This is a genomic window from Streptomyces sp. NPDC039609 (assembly GCF_055596705.1).
Map to the genome: position 1 here is coordinate 785,255 of NZ_JBVIUJ010000001.1, position 14,863 is coordinate 800,117.

The window sequence follows — 14,863 nt, forward strand, 5'->3', positions numbered from 1 at the left end:
TGAGTACGGGTACTCAGGACGACGGCCGGTGGAGTCCCGAGGATGGGACTCTGCCGTCGAAGATCGAGGAACCCCGCATGTACGTCGAGAAGCTGCCCAAGACCTGGACCGTCTTGTGCGTCGCCGTCTACCTGGTGATGGTCGTCCGGCTGGGAGCGGACGCGCTGCCCGAGGACACCGGGGTCTGGCTGCTCGTGTCGGCGGCCTACCTGCTGGTCCTCGTGCCCTGCATCGCGGTCCCGATCTCGAAGGCGATCTACCACCGCGTCCGCATCGACCCGGGCAGCGGCATGCTCCGCGTCGGCCGCGAGCGCATCCCCCTCGCCGAGGTGGACCCCGACTCCGTCCACGCGGCGATGCGACTCGTGAAGCCCCGCGCGGGCCGGCGGTACGCGGCGTCGGCAGGCGCGGTCCAGAGCCCCCTCGCCGGTCTCCAGGCGGCCGACCGCAGCGCGCCGCGGCTGGTCGGCGGCGGCTGGGCCGTGCCGATGGGCATGGACAGCGTGGTCGTCACCACACGCCGGGGCGAACGCCTCATGATCGCGACCCACGACGGCGCGGCGCTGCTCACGGCCCTGGCCCGCGCGCTCGCCCCCACGCCGTGAGCGGAAGCCGTAGGACTCCCTCTGGGCGGTGTCATTCGTTGCGGCCCCAGGGCTCCGGCGCCAGCCGTTCGACCGCGACGAGCGCCGCGTCGTCGCCGAGGTGACCGCCCGCGTACGCGTGGAGGTCGTCCCGGAGATGGCCGAGCAGGGTCTGCGGATCGTCCCCTGCCCATGCCGCGAGCCGCTCGACCAAGGGGTAGAAGGCACGGTCGCGGTCACGCGCCTCGACGACGCCGTCGGTGTAGAGCAGCAGCACGTCCCCGACATCGAAGGGGAAGGACTCCACGGCGACGACGGGGGAAACGACGCCCGCGAGCCCCAGCGGCGGGTTCGGTTCGGCACTGTCGAGGGCGACGACCCGCCCCTTCCGCAGGATCAGTGGTGAGGGATGCCCGCAGTTGGCAAGCCGCACGACCGGCTCGTGATCGGGGATGTCCAGCACCAGTGCGGTGACGAACGCCTCCTGGGCCTCGTCGTCGTTCACGGACATCCCGACTTCGTCCGCACGTTGGTCCGCCTCGGCCGAACCGACACCGGCCTCCAGGTGCGCGATCAGTTCGGGCAGCTCCCGCTCCCGGCGGGCGGTGACGCGGAAGGCGCCGAGCACCAGCGAGGCCTCGCTGATCGCGTCGAGCCCCTTGCCGCGGGCGTCACCGATCAGCAGCCTCGTCCCCGACCCCGTACGTGCGGCCGCGTACAGGTCGCCGCCCATCTGCGCCTCCTCCTCCGCCGCCAGATAGATCGAGGCGATCCGCAGTGGACCCGACCGGCGAGGGAGCGGCCGCAGGACGACGCTCTGCGCGGCCTGGGCGATGAAGCGCAGCTGAGCCACCTTCCTCTCGTGCGCCTCGCGCAGGTACGCGAAGAAGGTGACGATGATCGAGATCAGGATCAGCGCGGCGATCTGGTAGGTGTGGTTGAGGTCCGTCAGGCTCGTCCGCACGATCGCCACCACCGCCTGCGCGAGGACGGCGACCGCGCCCACGAAGGCCGTCATCCGAGGACCGGCGAACGACGCGGTCACCGCCGGCGCGGCGATCAGGAACGGGCCGAGATGGACCTCCGGCGGCAGCAGGATGTCCGCCACCGTGACCGCCGCGATCAGCGCGAAGGGAGCGGCCAGAAGCAGCCGCCCACCGCGCCGGGAGAGGCGGGGAGAGATGCCTCGCCGCCGGGAATCCATGAGAAAGGCATACCGCAGGTGGCGGGGCATGTCCTGTTGCCCGGCCTTCCGGCGCGGTGTGTCGCCCCTGTGGCGACACACCGTGATTCCCGGTCTACCGAGGAGACTGGCATGCACGTTCCCTGTCAGCCCCCGGCGACGGCCGCGGCGAAGTCGGCGAGGGTGCGCCGTGCCCGCCAGCCCTGGCGCTCGGCCCTGGAGACGTCGAGGACGACCGTGTGGGCGAGCTGGTCCACGGCGTACCGGGTCAGCGGGGGCTCGGTGTGCGGCCGGAGGCGGGAGAGGGACTCCGCGGTGGCGGCCGCGGCGCGCGCCAGGGGCAGGGGGAGCCGGCCGATCCGCGCGCGTACGCCATGGGCGCGCAGGACCGTCCCTACGGCTTCGTCACGGTGGTACGGCACCGGGTCCGCGATGTTGTACGCGCCCGGCTGCCAGTCGGCGGCGGAGAGACACGCGTCGGCAAGGTTCTCCACGGCCGTCAGGCTCAGGAGCACGTCGCGGCCGGGCAGGAGCAGCAGCCCGGCGCGGACCCGGGCGAGCAGCCGCGGTACGAGGTGGGGGTCGCCGGGACCGTAGACCGCCCGCGGGCGGAGCACCACCGCGCCGGCAGCGAGCGCGAGGGCCTCGCCGGCCGCCTTCGTACGACCGTAGGCGTTCAACTGCCCGCGTACGGGGTGGTCCTCCGTGATCCGGGACCGACCCGGCCCCGGGGCGTACACGCTGGCGCTGCTCACCCAGACCACCGGCCGGCCCGCGGCCGCCTCCAGGAGGCGGGCGGTGCCGTCGACGTTCACGGCCCGCATCGTCGCCTCGGCCGGCGAACCGGGCACCGGGTCGCCGACGGCCGCCGCGCAGTGCACGACGACATCGGCGCCGCCCAGGTCGGGCGGCCCGCTCTCGGCGTCCCAGCGCACGTGCCGGCCGACGGGTCCGGGCCGCCGCCCCACACACAGGACATCGGCACCGCGCGCGGCGGCGAGCGCGGCGACATGGGATCCGCAGAAGCCGCTGGCTCCGGTGACGGCGATCGTGGTCATGTTCGGCTCTCCGGGTGTGAGTGGGCGGTGGTCGCGCGGATCGTCGGCGGCACCGTGGTCCACCCAGGCCCGCGGGATGCGCGACGAGGTCGTCGGTGCTCGCGGCTCCGATGACGGCGATGACGGTCGGGATCGGGACTCGGTCGGGGGTCGGCGTTGGTTGCCCGGATGGCCGGGACGCGCCGCCCGGCGGTCCACCCGGGCGGGGGCGACGAGGCATCGGTTCCGGTGACGGCGTTCGCCGTCATGCTCGGGTCACCGTGCGGAGGTCGGCCGTCGTCGCGCGGACGGTCAGCTCGCGCCAGCCCGGCAGTGCCGCCCGGCGGTCCACCCGGGCGCGGACCACCGACGGCCGGTGGGGGGCGAGCGTGGCGAGGAGGTCGTCCAGTTGTGCGCGGGCCAGCCGCGCGCCCGGGCACGCGTGGGGGCCTGCGCCGAAGACGAGTTGGGCCACGGCGGGCGGGGCGGGGTGGTGGGCGTCCGGCGGAGTGCCGTGCGCTCCCACGGCGTTGCGCGCCACCAGCACCAGCCGGTCCCCGGCCCGGACCGGACACCCGTCGAGCGTGGCGTCGGCCGCAGCCACGCGTGGCAGCAGCGGGGACGGGGCGACGACCCGGAGCAGCTCGGTCACCAGTGTCGGCCGCAGCCGTTCGTCGCCGGCCTGCTCCCACAGCCCGCCGTCCGCACACCACGCGACCGCGCGCGGCAGAGCGGCGACGGTCGTGTTGACGGCGGCGACGGCGAGCATCGCCCGCAGCCCCGCGTCGTCGTCCTCCCCGCCCGCGAGCAACGCCTCCAGACGCGCCGTCGCCTCGGCCGCCGCACGGGCGGCGCCCGGCAGCCGGGGGCCGGGCAGATGGTCCCGGACCGCGGCCGCCGCCGCGTCGGCGGCGGCCTCGGCCAGGGCCGACGGGTCGGCACCGGTGTCCAGCAGGGCACGGACCGTCGCCCCGGACAAATCGCGCGCCAACGGGACGAGGTCGACCGTGAGACCCGCACCGAGCGGGGCGAGCCGGCGCGCGAGGACGGCCTGCCAGACAGGCCGCAGCCGCGCCACACCGTCCGCGCCCAGCTTCCCGGCCACGCCCCGCCGGGTGTCGCGGTGCCCCGCGCCGTCCTGGTCGAACAGCAGCCCGCCGCCGGACAGTTCACGGGCCGCACCGCCGGTGGTGCCGGCCGCCGCGCGGTCCAGCGGGATCCGGGTGAGGGCCTGGCGGTACGGCTCCGCGCCGCTCACCAGCACGGCCCCGCCCACGCGGACCACAGGCCTGCGCCGGACCGCGGCGAGCAGGGCGAACAGCAGCGGGTGGGAGCGCGTGTACACCCGTCGGTCGCGGCGGCGCGCCGCACGGACGGCGGAGGCCGTCGGGAAGCCGGTCACCGGACGTGCACCTTCCGCGGGTCGCTGGGGCGGTAACGGCGGTCCCAGCACCACAGCAGGGTCCGACGGGCTCCCCACGCCCGCAGCCTGCGCAGGCTCGCCCGCACCACCATCCGCTCGGCCCGCGCGATCCGATCGCTGTGCAGGCGCGCCCGGTTGAGCAGCACGACGTCCTCGGGCGGCCCCTCCAACGGGACCCTCGGCGCGCCACCGCACCGTACGTAGAGATCGGCGGTGACGGCGATGTTGTGCCCGTGACACAGGACGTACGGAGCGCGGTAGCTCGGATGCCGGTGCTCCTTGCGCAGACGCCCGTAGACCGCTGTCGCCCGGACAACGGCCGGCAGGACGTACCGCTCCGCGAAGGACGGGGACTCGTCGGGGCGTGGGAGGCTGCGCCCGCAGGCCAACTCCGTGCCCCCGGCGAACGCCGCCTTCGCGGCGGCGATCCAGTCGCGCGCCGGCAGACAGTCCGCGTCCGTACGCACCAGCAGCGCGGCGCCCCCGGCGATGGCGTACCGGAATCCGGTGTCGGCGGCCGCACCCGCGCCCGGTTCGCGCTCCTCGACGAGATGGACGGGGAAGGGCGCGGCGGCGGCGAAGCGCCGCACGATGTCGGAGGTCCCGTCGGTGGAGGCGTTGTCCACGACGACGAGGGTGAACCGGGTGTCGGACTGCGCCGCGAGGGCGGCGAGCGTCGCGCCGAGGGAGGCCTCCTCGTCGAAGGCGGGCACGACCGCCCACAGAGCCGCCTCCGCCTCCGATGCGGCCGTCATCGGGCGGCACCCGTGGTGCGGGCGGCGGCCAGCTTCGCCGTCGCCGCCCGGTCGGGCTTCGACGAGCGGCCGGACAGCGGGATGTCGGCGAGCAGCAGCGCGTCCGGACGCGCGGCGCCCATCCGCTCCAGCGGCTCGGCCAGCGCGGCGCGCACCTGGTCGTGGTCCGCCGCCCGGCGCGGCTGGACGACGGCGACGAGACGCTCGTCCCCGTCCCCGGCCGGAACGCCCACCAGCACGGCGAGTTCGACACCGGGCACGTGCAGCGCGGGCTCGTAGAGACCCGGGTAGATGTTCTCCGCCCCCCTCAGGACCATGTCCTTGCAGCGGCCCTCCAGGACGATGCGGCCGTTCTCGTCGAGCCGCGCCCGGTCGCCGGTGCCGACCCAGGGCGCCGGCTCCTCGCCGAGGTAGCGGTCGCGGGCCGCCGGACCGGACAGCAACAGCTCCCCGGTCGGCCCGGTCTTGGCCTCCACTCCCGGCAGCGGCGCGCCCACCAGGTCGCCCTCGCCGCCGAACGCGGCCTTGTCCGCCTGCTCGACGGCCGCCGCCGGGAACAGCTCCGTGAGCGCGTACACGCCCCAGGCCTCGTCGGCCCCCGCCCCCTTCACCCGCGTGAGCAGCTCGGCGCTCGCCGGCGCGGAGCCGGTCCACACCCGACCCGTGAACCGCGCCTCCTCGGCCAGTGCCGCACGCAGTTGAGGAGGCGTCAGATAGGTGGCCTGCGGAGCCAGTCGACGCAGCTGCCGTGCCAGGACGCGCGGCGATCGGGCGGGCAGCGCGACGGGCGCACCGCTCGCCAGCGACGGTACGAGGACGAAGAACGTACCGCCGAGGACCGGGCTACCGGGCGCGGGCGCCACGAGGTCGGTGACCGTGGCCATGCCGGCAGCCAGCGAGGATCGGGTGTGCACCACCGCGCGGGGCCGCGAGGTGGTGCCCGAGGTGAAGACGATGACCGCGTCGCCGTCCCCGTCCACCGGACGCGGCAGAACAGCCGTACCGGCGCCGCCGTCCAGCGCGGGGGCGCTGCCCGGCAGTCGCGGGCCGACCGTTGCCACCGGTCCGAGATCGGCGAGGTCAGGCAGTGCGAGACGGGCCCGGCGGGCCAGTGGCCTCGCCCATCCGGCGACCGCCTGCGCCGTCGCGTCGGCCAGGACCACGTCCGGGCGGGCCAGCGCGAGCCGGGCGCGCAGGACGTCCGGACCCGCCGAGGGGTCGAGGACCGCGGCGCGCAGCCCCAGCCGGTGCACGGCGAGCATCACGGCAAGCGCGCGCGGCCCGGGCCGTACCGCGACACCGACCGTGCCGCCGGGCGAGATTCCGCGCGCGTGCAGGGCGGCGGCGTACAAGTCGGCGAGTTCGGCGAGCTCCCCGCAGGTGGCCTTCGTACGGACGGCTCCGGTGCGCGTGGTGCCGAGAACGGCGGGCCGGTCGGGGTGCGACCGCAGGGTGTGGGCGAGTACGTCCAGCATCAGCGCGGGTCCTCCCCGTGACGGCCCGGGCCCTTGTCGAGGTACCAGCGGGCGGTTCCGACGATTCCGTAGGCGCGAAGGCGCCGGGTCGAGTTCTCCACCACCATGTCGCGGGCGTGGACGATGGCGGTCGTCCGCCGCCGCACCCGGTTCAGGAAGAGCCGATCGGTGGGGGAGGGGCGGCGGGGCATCCCGCCGACGGCCTCGTAAAGTCGCGCGGTGATGGCCATGTTGTTGCCCGCGTGCATCCGGTACGGCGCCAGGTAGCCGTTCCCGGCCCGGTGCGCGGGGCGTACCCGACCGAAGAACGCCGCGACGCGCACGAGCGAACGGAACAGGGCCCGGCCCAGCGGTCCGTGCTCGTCCCGGCGGGCGTCGATCCGTCCGCACACCAGCCCGGCGCCGCTCCGCAGCGCGCTCCGGGCCGCCGCCGTCCAGCCGGGGTGCGGCAGACAGTCGGCGTCCGTGCGCGCGAGCAGCGTGGCTCCGCGCCCGATCGCGTACCGGAACCCGGTGTCGACGGCGCAGCCCACGCCCTTGTCCCGCTCGTCGAGCACATGGACGGGGAACGGCGCCCGCTCCGCGAAGGCGCGGGCGATCGCGGCCGTGTCGTCCTCGGAGGCGTTGTCCACCACGACCAGCTGGAAGTCGCGGTCCGTCTGCGCGGCGAGCGCCGCCAGGGTGTCGCCGATGCGCGCGGCCTCCTGATGCGCGGGCACCACCACCCACAGCGCGCTCACGCCATCTCCCAGACCATCGTCATGATGCTGACACCGCCACCGAGACCGACGAACAGGACCCGGTCACCCGGGCGCAACCCCTCGTGGATCCGGTCGAGTTGGACGCCAAGGCTCGCGCTGGCGATGTTCCCGAGCTCGGGGACGGTGACGACGAGCCGGTCCCTGGGGACGCCGGTGATCTCCACGAAGCGCTCCAGGTACGGCAGGGTGACCTGATGGACCAGGACGTGACGGAAGTGACGCCACTCGAGCCCCGTACGGTGCCGGACCCGGTCGATCACCGACGTGCCGACCTTCTCGAACACCTCGCGCAGTTCGCTGCCGTCGCCGTGGAAGTACGTGTGCTCGTCGCCGCGCGGATGACGTGAACCGCCGCCGAATATCCCGCCGACGCGCCAGTGCTCGGAGTGGGTCTCGCTGTCCACGTCGAGGATCCCGCCGCGGTCCACCGCTTCGAGGACCACCGCCGCGCCCGCGTCGCCGAAGGTGTAGCCGGCGAAGCCGTCGCGGAACTGGGCCAGATCGGCAGGGTCGTGCCGGACGGCCCGGGTCGGCGTCTCACCGGTGACGACGAGGGCCCGCCGGGCACGCCCCGCCAGGATCATGGTGCGGGCGAGGTCGATGCCGTTCACGAAGCTGTTGCATGCGTTGGTGACGTCCAGGGCGTGTGCCCGGGAGCCGAGTTCGGCCTGCACGATGTGCGCGGTGGCCGGTTCCACCATGTCGCGCGTGGCGGAGGCGAACACCAGCAGGTCGATGTCGGCGGGCCCGACACCGGCCCGCTCCAATGCCTGGCGGGCGGCCCCGACCGCGAGGGTGGAGGCGTACTCGTCGGGCCGTGCGACCCGACGGGTGAGGATCCCGGTGGCCCGCTCGAACATCCCGCCCGGCAGCGCGAACCCACTGCCGGCGACCACCTGCTGCCGCAGCTGCTCCGAGTCCACCACCTGCTCGGGCAGGCAGGAGCCGGTCCCGGTGATCCCGATGCGGAGGGGGCCGTCGGCGACGGCATCATGACTTTCCATGCCACGGAGGCTACGAGCGGATCCCGGGGCGCGTCCTGAGTGCGCGTACTCAACTCACCTGGGGGAAACCCCCGGTTGCCCGGAGAGGGGAAGCAGTCCGAGCGGCGCGGAATCCGCCGCGTGCGGCTCGGCTCACGGCGAGCCGGAAACCGCTACCGGGGACTCAGCCCAGGGCCGCCATGAACCCGCCGCGGGACACCCCGCCCGTCAGCAGGCTCTCCCAGTCGAGCGCCTCCGGCAGCTCGGGCAGCGAGAGAACGACCGCCCCGCCCGCCCGCTCGACGTCCTCGCACCAGGCCACCATGTCGTCAGGGCTTCCCGAGCCGCCGAACACCGGCGCCATGAGAGCGGGCAGGACGCACCCGGCGTCACCCGGACCGTCCACCACGCACAGCGTGAGCCGGGCCACGACACCCCAGCCCTCGCACACCGGCACCGTCCCACCGGGCGCGGCCACGACGGGCAGGTCGGCGTGGAGAGGTGTACCGCCGAGCAGCAGCGCAGGTGTGGTGCCGGGTACGAAGAGGGCGTTCTCGGGAGGTATGAGCATGACAGCACCCTTTCACGGCGGCGGACCGCGGTGACGGCCGGGAAGTGATCGTCTGTCGCCCGGAAGGCCTCACCGGATACGGTGGTCGGAAGATCGTCCTGGAGGGAAGTGACGGGATCATGCGACTCTTGGCGGCCCCCGGCCCGGCGGAGCCCCTGCGATGACCGCGACCGACAGCCCGCACGTCCTGGTGCGCACCGAAGGGCGGGCCGGGTTCCTCACGCTGAACCGGCCCAAGGCCATCAACGCGCTCACCCACGCCATGGTGCGCCGCGTCGACGAGGCCCTGACCGCGTGGGAGGGCGATCCGGCGATCGAGACCGTCGTCATCCAGGGTGCCGGTGAGCGGGGGCTGTGCGCCGGCGGCGACATCCGGGCGATCCACGACGACGCCCGCACCGGCGGCCGCGCCACCGTCGACTTCTGGCGCGACGAGTACCGGCTCAACGCCCGTATCGCCCGCTACCCCAAGCCCTATGTCGCCTTCATGGACGGCATCGTGATGGGCGGCGGTGTCGGCGTCTCCGCCCACGGCTCCCTCCGCCTCGTCACCGAACGCTCCCGCGTGGCGATGCCCGAGACCGGCATCGGCTTCGTGCCCGATGTCGGCGGCACGTATCTGCTCAGCCGGACGCCCGGCGAACTCGGCACCCATCTCGCCCTGACCGGAGCCCAGGCCGGCGCCGCCGACGCGCTCCTGACCGGGCTCGCCGACCACTTCGTACCGTCGAACGAGCTGCCCCGGCTCGCCGAGGAGCTGACGCGAGCCCCCGCACACGAGGCCGTGGCCCGGTTCGCCCGGCCGGCCCCGCCCGGCGAGCTGGCCGCCCGGCGCGAGTGGATCGACGCCTGCTACGCGGCGGAGACGGTCGAGGGCGTCATCGACCGGCTGATCGACTCCGGGGTCCCCGAGGCCAAGGAGGCGGCCACCACGCTCCTCGGCCGCTCGCCCGTCGCCCTCAAGACCACCCTGGCAGCGCTCCGCCGCGCCCGGCACCTGGACTCCCTGGAAGCCGTCCTGAACATGGAGTTCCGGCTCTCCTGCGCCGCCCTGTCCTCCGCTGACCTCGTCGAGGGCATCCGCGCGCAGGTCGTCGACAAGGACCGCGATCCGCATTGGTCCCCGCCCACGCTCGCCGAGGTCACGGACGAGACCGTCGCCCGCTACTTCGACCCGGCGGGCGCCCCGGAGCCGTTCCCGGCGTGACGACCCTTCTCGCGCCCGCCGCCCACTGGCTGACGAGGCCCACCACCGGTGCGTGAGACCGGCCTTGGGGCGCCGGCGGGGCCGAACCCGCCGGCGCTCCCGTACGCCCGCACCGGCAGGAAGTAAATCGGTGTCACGATCGGGGTCGGCTCCCTAGACTCACGTCACATGCCGCCGGGAACCCGGCGTGGCCGATCATGCGAACCGAGGGGAGCCCGACCATGCGTTGCCGCATCGCTGTCGTCGTCTCCCCGTCACGGTACGACGTGATCCTGATGTCCCGGTCCGACCGGTGTCGGCTGCGCGGCCGCCATCGGACGCCCGTGACGAACTTCTGAGCCCACCCCTTCTCGGGGGCTCTCCACGCCCGCTTCCGGGCCGCCTTCGTCCGGGAATCGCGCCGCCCCGTTCTCGAAACACCTCGAAAGGCCCCGGGCCGTGCGTACCCACCTTCACCTTCCCCTGCCCGACTCCCTGAACAGCGTCAGGAATCTGGGCATCCTCGCCCACGTCGACGCCGGCAAGACCACCGTCACCGAGCGGATGCTGTACCTGACCGGCGCCATCCACAAGCGCGGCGAAGTCCACGACGGCACCACCGTCACCGACTTCGACACGCAGGAGCGCGACCGCGGCATCACCATCTTCGCGGCGGCCGTCAGCTGCGTCTGGGACGACCACCGGATCAACCTCATCGACACCCCCGGACACGTCGACTTCTCCGACGAGGTCGAGCGCTCGCTGCGCGTTCTCGACGGCGCCATCGCCGTGTTCGACGCGGTCGCCGGGGTCGAGCCGCAGAGCGAGACGGTCTGGCGACAGGCCGACCGGCACCAGGTACCGAGGATCGCGTTCGTCAACAAGCTGGACCGTGCGGGCGCCGACCTCGACACCGCCGTGGCCTCGATCCGGGACCGGCTGCACACCGTGCCGCTCGTCGTTCAGCTGCCGATCGGTCAGGAGGACGGCTTCACCGGAGTCGTGGACCTCGTGCACATGCGGGCCCTGGTCTGGGCACCGGGCAGCGACACGTACACCGAGGGCCCCGTGCCCGAGGCACTCGTGGACGAGGCGCGACATCGCCGCCGCGCCCTCGAGGAGGCGGTGGCCGAGCTCCATCCGGACGCGCTCGAAGAGTTCTGCGCGCGCTCGGAGCTCGCCGCGCCGACGCTGACCGCGGCCCTGCGTGATCTCACGCGGACCGGGGACGGCGTGGTCGTGCTGTGCGGATCGGCGTACCGCAACCGCGGGATGGAGCCGCTCCTCGACGCGGTGGTGTCCTACCTGCCCTCGCCACTGGACGTACCCCCGGTCCAGGGCTCCACCGCGGACGGCGCGGTGGAGGAGCGTGCCGCCGACCCGGCGGCACCGTTCGCAGCCCTGGTCTTCAAGGTGAACTCGACCGCCACCGGGCGGCTGACCTACCTGCGTGTGTACGCGGGAACGATCGGAAAGGGAGATGTCGTGCTCGACGTGGCCGCACGGCGCACCGAACGGATCGGCCGCATCCTCCGGGTGCAGGCCGACCGGAACACCGAAGTGGACCGGGCGCAGGCCGGGGACATCGTCGCGGTCGTCGGCGTGAAGGACGCCAGGACCGGTGCCACCCTGTCCGCACCCTCGGCGCCCCTGCTCCTCGAACCGCCCACCGTGGCCGACCCGGTCGTCTCCGTGGCGGTCGAGGCCCGCAGGAGCCTCGACACCGACCGGCTGGCGTCCGCGCTGGCCCGGCTCGTCGAGGAGGACCCCTCGCTGAAGGTCCGCACCGACCCCGAGACCGGCCAGACCGTGCTGTCGGGCATGGGCGAACTGCATCTGGAGGTGGCCGTGGAGAAGATCCGCCGGGCCCAGGGCCTGGACATCGGCGTCGGCAGGCCGCAGGTCGCCTACCGCGAGACGGTCGTCCGCGGGGTCACCGACCTGGTCTACCGACATGTCAAACAGGACGGTGGCGCGGGCCAGTTCGCCCATGTCGTCCTCGACGTGGCGGCGCTGGATCCCGACGCCGGTACGGCGGGGGAGTTCGCCTTCTCCTCCACCGTCACCGGTGGCCGGGTACCGCAGGAGTACATCCGCGCGGTCGAGGCGGGCTGCCGCGACGCCCTGGCCGAGGGCCCGCTCGGCGGCCATCCGGTCACCGGTGTCCGGGTGACGCTGACCGACGGTGCCACGCACTCCAAGGACTCCTCGGAGATGGCGTTCCGCACGGCCGGCCGCTTCGCGCTCCGCGAGGCACTGCGCGCCAGTGCGATGACGCTCCTGGAGCCCGTGGTCGAGGTCACGGTCACGGTGCCCGACAGCGCCACCGGTGGGGTGCTCGGTGACCTGGCGGCTCGGCGCGGCCGGGTCTCCGGCTCCACCGCACGTGCAGGTACGGCGGTGATCACCGCGACCGTGCCGCTGGCCGAGCTGTTCGGCTACGCGTCCCGGCTGCGCAGCCGCACCCAGGGCCGGGGCACCTTCACCACCCGGCCGACCGGTTACGCGCCCGTCCCGGCCGGCCTCACCGCCGGGACGGCGTCCCGGTAGCCGTTTCCGACGGGCCCGCCCTGCTCCGGGCGGGCCCGTCCCACGCCCACACCCGTCGCCGGGCTCGCGAGCTCGGCGCGCATATCATCCGATGGACACGGAGGGGGCGTTGTGACGTCATCGAGGAAGCCCGGGCGAGCCGCCCGCCGAAGCAAGAGGCGCGAGGACGGGGAAGAGGGCTGCTGCTCCGGGATGCTCGACCACTGCGTCGCGAGCCGGCAGTGCTGTCCGGAGATGTGGCTGACCCTCCTCCCGGCGCTGTTCCTGGCTCTGTTGCGCCCTTCGGAGGGTCGGCGCCCGTCACCCGGACGCCCCGCCGGGCGCGTTGCCGGTGCGATGTACACCGCCGTCCAGCACTACCGCGAGGAGATCAGCCCGCGCCGTCCGCCGTGCTGCCCGTACACCCCCAGCTGTTCCACGTACGCCGTCAAGGCGCTGAGCCGCCACGGTGCACGGCGGGGCGCGCTCCTGACGGTGGCTCGCCTGACGCGCTGCAGGCCGGCGGCCGCCCGGCGCCGGGGCTTCACGGACCCGGTGCCGGACTGACCGCCGGTCGGCGCCGCGAGGCTCCGACGGCCCCTGACGCCCCAGCCCCGCCGACCGGCGGCCGACCGCCCCGGTGCCCGGTCAGCCCGCGTTCTCGCGCACGACGACGAACGCGCCGCGGCTGCGGCCTCCGTCCGGGGACTGCCACTCGGCGGTGACCTGACCCCGTGCTTCCGCCGGACCGTCGGAGGCCTGGAGCAGCCGCGTCACGGCGAGGGTGAGGGGGCTGCTGCCGCCGTCCCCGGCCGTCCGTACCGCGAGTTCGGTTCCGTGCCGTCCTTCGGTGACGGCGCCCGGCCCGGTCGCGGCCGCGAGAGCGTCACCTTCGAACCGTCCGGTGACGGAGCGGTCCGGAGTGTCGGTCTCGCTCTGTGCCTGCGGCTCGGCGCGGCCTTCGAGCAGCGCGAGCAGCCGCTCCACCAGGACCGGGTCGTGGATCCCGTCGTACACCCAGCGCGTGCCGAGCACACCGTGCTCGGAAGTGCCGACGAGGGCGCCGGCGGGGGCTCCGTCGAGCGGAGCCCCGCGATAGGTCAGCGGCAGGTGGTACGAGATGGCACCGTCACCGGAGCCGTCCGTGACGACCATGAACTCGATGCCCACCTCCCCCTGCGGGTCGTCGAGCCGGAAGCCCCCGGCCCTGGAGAGCTCCGGTGCGCGCCCGGTGGCGACGTACCACGGCCGGGAGGGGAGCCAGGCGGCGAACAGCTCCAGCTTGGTCGGGTTCATGGTGGTGCGATGAATAACAGCCATGATCAGTGAACTTCCCACCGCGGCGCCCGGTTCCCGTCACCGGGGTGCCGGACCACCTCGACGCACGGGACACGCCCCGTGCGTCACCCGTCGAGGCACGACGGCACAATGAGGATCATGCTGCTGTCGTTCCAGCCGGTCCTCGAGCGCATCGCCGAGGAGATCGGGGACCTCGTCGGCCGGGGCCGACCCGCCGACTACATCCCGGCGCTCGCCGTCGGCGACCCGGGCCGGTTCGGCATGGCCGTCGCGGAGCTCGACGGGACGGTGTACGGGGTGGGGGACTGGCAGCAGCCCTTCTCCACCCAGTCCGTCACCAAGGTGTTCACCCTCGCGCTCGCCCTCGCGCGGGAGGGCGAGGTCCTCTGGGAGCACGTCGGCCGCGAGCCGTCGGGCAACCCCTTCAACTCCCTCGTTCAGCTGGAGTACGAGCACGGCATCCCGCGCAACCCGTTCATCAACGCCGGCGCCCTGGTCGTCACCGACCGGCTGCACAGTCTCACGGGCGACGCCTCGGGCAGCCTGCTCGACCTGCTGCGCGCGGAGAGCGGGAACATGGACCTGGACTTCGACCGGGACGTCGCCGCCTCGGAGACCGCGCACGGCGACCGCAATGCCGCGCTGGCCCACTTCATGGCCTCGTACGAGAACATCGAGAACCCCGTGCCGGTCCTCCTGCGCGAGTACTTCCGGCAGTGCTCCATCGAGGCGTCCTGCGCCGACCTCGCGCTCGCCACCGGCTTCCTGGCCCGCCACGGCATCCGCGCCGACGGCTCACGGCTGCTCACGCGCAGCCAGGCCAAGCAGGTCAACGCGGTCATGCTGACCTGCGGCACCTACGACGCGGCAGGGGACTTCGCGTACCGCGTGGGCCTGCCGGGCAAGAGCGGTGTCGGCGGCGGGATCATCGCCGTCGTGCCGGGCCGCTGCACCCTGTGTGTGTGGAGCCCCGGCCTCGACGAACGCGGCAACTCGGTCGCGGGAGTCGCCGCTCTGGACCGCTTCACCACGATCACCGGGCTCTCCGTCTTCTGACCGTCGCCGCGACGGTCCCTG

General features: G+C 74.0%; 14 protein-coding genes. 5 read left to right on the forward strand and 9 right to left on the reverse strand.

The window, feature by feature from the left end; translation table 11 throughout:
* The first annotated feature begins 77 nt into the window (after positions 1-77).
* The gene (locus ACZ561_RS03470; RefSeq protein ID WP_470989096.1) at positions 78-605 is read left to right on the forward strand and encodes a hypothetical protein; all 528 of its coding nucleotides are present in this window, start codon (positions 78-80) and stop codon (positions 603-605) included.
* A 31-nt stretch (positions 606-636) separates the two neighbouring features.
* Here ACZ561_RS03470 and ACZ561_RS03475 read toward each other — a convergent pair whose 3' ends face one another.
* From ACZ561_RS03475 to ACZ561_RS03510, 8 genes are all read right to left on the reverse strand, one after another.
* On the reverse strand, positions 637-1,788 hold the full coding sequence (locus ACZ561_RS03475) for a PP2C family protein-serine/threonine phosphatase (protein ID WP_470989099.1): 1,152 nt from the start codon (positions 1,786-1,788) through the stop codon (positions 637-639).
* A 125-nt stretch (positions 1,789-1,913) separates the two neighbouring features.
* Positions 1,914-2,825, reverse strand: coding sequence for an NAD-dependent epimerase/dehydratase family protein (locus ACZ561_RS03480; protein WP_470989102.1), 912 nt, complete (start codon positions 2,823-2,825; stop codon positions 1,914-1,916).
* A gap of 244 nt (positions 2,826-3,069) precedes the next feature.
* Positions 3,070-4,206, reverse strand: a complete 1,137-nt coding sequence (locus ACZ561_RS03485) for a cytochrome P450 (RefSeq protein ID WP_470989105.1) — start codon at positions 4,204-4,206, stop codon at positions 3,070-3,072.
* Complete coding sequence (locus ACZ561_RS03490) at positions 4,203-4,982, reverse strand: glycosyltransferase family 2 protein (protein ID WP_470989108.1); 780 nt, start codon at positions 4,980-4,982, stop codon at positions 4,203-4,205. The genes ACZ561_RS03485 and ACZ561_RS03490 overlap by 4 nt, the downstream gene beginning before the upstream one ends.
* Entirely contained in the window at positions 4,979-6,457 is a 1,479-nt protein-coding gene (locus tag ACZ561_RS03495; protein ID WP_470989111.1) for a class I adenylate-forming enzyme family protein, read from the reverse strand. Before ACZ561_RS03495 ends, ACZ561_RS03490 begins: the two co-directional genes overlap by 4 nt.
* Positions 6,457-7,197 carry a glycosyltransferase family A protein gene (locus tag ACZ561_RS03500; RefSeq protein WP_470989114.1) on the reverse strand — a complete coding sequence of 247 codons (741 nt, stop codon included), beginning with the start codon at positions 7,195-7,197 and terminating at the stop codon, positions 6,457-6,459. The genes ACZ561_RS03495 and ACZ561_RS03500 overlap by 1 nt, the downstream gene beginning before the upstream one ends.
* On the reverse strand, positions 7,194-8,222 hold the full coding sequence (locus ACZ561_RS03505; RefSeq protein ID WP_470989117.1) for a 3-oxoacyl-ACP synthase III family protein: 1,029 nt from the start codon (positions 8,220-8,222) through the stop codon (positions 7,194-7,196). Before ACZ561_RS03505 ends, ACZ561_RS03500 begins: the two co-directional genes overlap by 4 nt.
* A 163-nt stretch (positions 8,223-8,385) precedes the next feature.
* Positions 8,386-8,772, reverse strand: a complete 387-nt coding sequence (locus ACZ561_RS03510; protein WP_470989120.1) for a hypothetical protein — start codon at positions 8,770-8,772, stop codon at positions 8,386-8,388.
* A gap of 160 nt (positions 8,773-8,932) precedes the next feature.
* Here ACZ561_RS03510 and ACZ561_RS03515 point away from each other — a divergent pair, with 160 nt between their 5' ends.
* The 3 genes from ACZ561_RS03515 (at position 8,933) to yidD (ending at position 13,054) form a co-directional block, all read left to right on the forward strand.
* A complete protein-coding gene (locus ACZ561_RS03515) occupies positions 8,933-9,979 on the forward strand; it encodes an enoyl-CoA hydratase/isomerase family protein (RefSeq protein WP_470989122.1) in 1,047 nt (348 codons plus the stop codon).
* Positions 9,980-10,417: 438 nt separating this feature from the next.
* Positions 10,418-12,508 carry an elongation factor G gene (gene fusA, locus ACZ561_RS03520; protein WP_470989124.1) on the forward strand — a complete coding sequence of 697 codons (2,091 nt, stop codon included), beginning with the start codon at positions 10,418-10,420 and terminating at the stop codon, positions 12,506-12,508.
* A 111-nt stretch (positions 12,509-12,619) separates the two neighbouring features.
* The gene (yidD, locus tag ACZ561_RS03525; protein WP_470989127.1) at positions 12,620-13,054 is read left to right on the forward strand and encodes a membrane protein insertion efficiency factor YidD; all 435 of its coding nucleotides are present in this window, start codon (positions 12,620-12,622) and stop codon (positions 13,052-13,054) included.
* 81 nt (positions 13,055-13,135) lie between these two features.
* On the opposite strand, the gene ACZ561_RS03530 is transcribed toward yidD, so the two are convergent.
* Positions 13,136-13,807, reverse strand: a complete 672-nt coding sequence (locus tag ACZ561_RS03530; RefSeq protein ID WP_470989130.1) for a maltokinase N-terminal cap-like domain-containing protein — start codon at positions 13,805-13,807, stop codon at positions 13,136-13,138.
* 108 nt (positions 13,808-13,915) lie between these two features.
* Here ACZ561_RS03530 and ACZ561_RS03535 point away from each other — a divergent pair, with 108 nt between their 5' ends.
* On the forward strand, positions 13,916-14,842 hold the full coding sequence (locus tag ACZ561_RS03535) for a glutaminase (RefSeq protein ID WP_376436682.1): 927 nt from the start codon (positions 13,916-13,918) through the stop codon (positions 14,840-14,842).
* Positions 14,843-14,863 lie beyond the last annotated feature (21 nt).

Excerpts from the sequence above, each read along its gene's own strand:
- ACZ561_RS03515 (WP_470989122.1), top strand. The coding sequence starts at position 8,933 with ATGACCGCGACCGACAGCCCGCACGTCCTGGTGCGCACCGAAGGGCGG.
- ACZ561_RS03490 (WP_470989108.1), bottom strand. The coding sequence starts at position 4,982 with ATGACGGCCGCATCGGAGGCGGAGGCGGCTCTGTGGGCGGTCGTGCCC.
- ACZ561_RS03480 (WP_470989102.1), bottom strand. The coding sequence starts at position 2,825 with ATGACCACGATCGCCGTCACCGGAGCCAGCGGCTTCTGCGGATCCCAT.
- ACZ561_RS03505 (WP_470989117.1), bottom strand. The coding sequence starts at position 8,222 with ATGGAAAGTCATGATGCCGTCGCCGACGGCCCCCTCCGCATCGGGATC.
- ACZ561_RS03530 (WP_470989130.1), bottom strand. The coding sequence starts at position 13,807 with ATGGCTGTTATTCATCGCACCACCATGAACCCGACCAAGCTGGAGCTG.
- ACZ561_RS03475 (WP_470989099.1), bottom strand. The coding sequence starts at position 1,788 with ATGGATTCCCGGCGGCGAGGCATCTCTCCCCGCCTCTCCCGGCGCGGT.
- ACZ561_RS03510 (WP_470989120.1), bottom strand. The coding sequence starts at position 8,772 with ATGCTCATACCTCCCGAGAACGCCCTCTTCGTACCCGGCACCACACCT.
- ACZ561_RS03535 (WP_376436682.1), top strand. The coding sequence starts at position 13,916 with ATGAGGATCATGCTGCTGTCGTTCCAGCCGGTCCTCGAGCGCATCGCC.
- ACZ561_RS03470 (WP_470989096.1), top strand. The coding sequence starts at position 78 with ATGTACGTCGAGAAGCTGCCCAAGACCTGGACCGTCTTGTGCGTCGCC.
- ACZ561_RS03495 (WP_470989111.1), bottom strand. The coding sequence starts at position 6,457 with ATGCTGGACGTACTCGCCCACACCCTGCGGTCGCACCCCGACCGGCCC.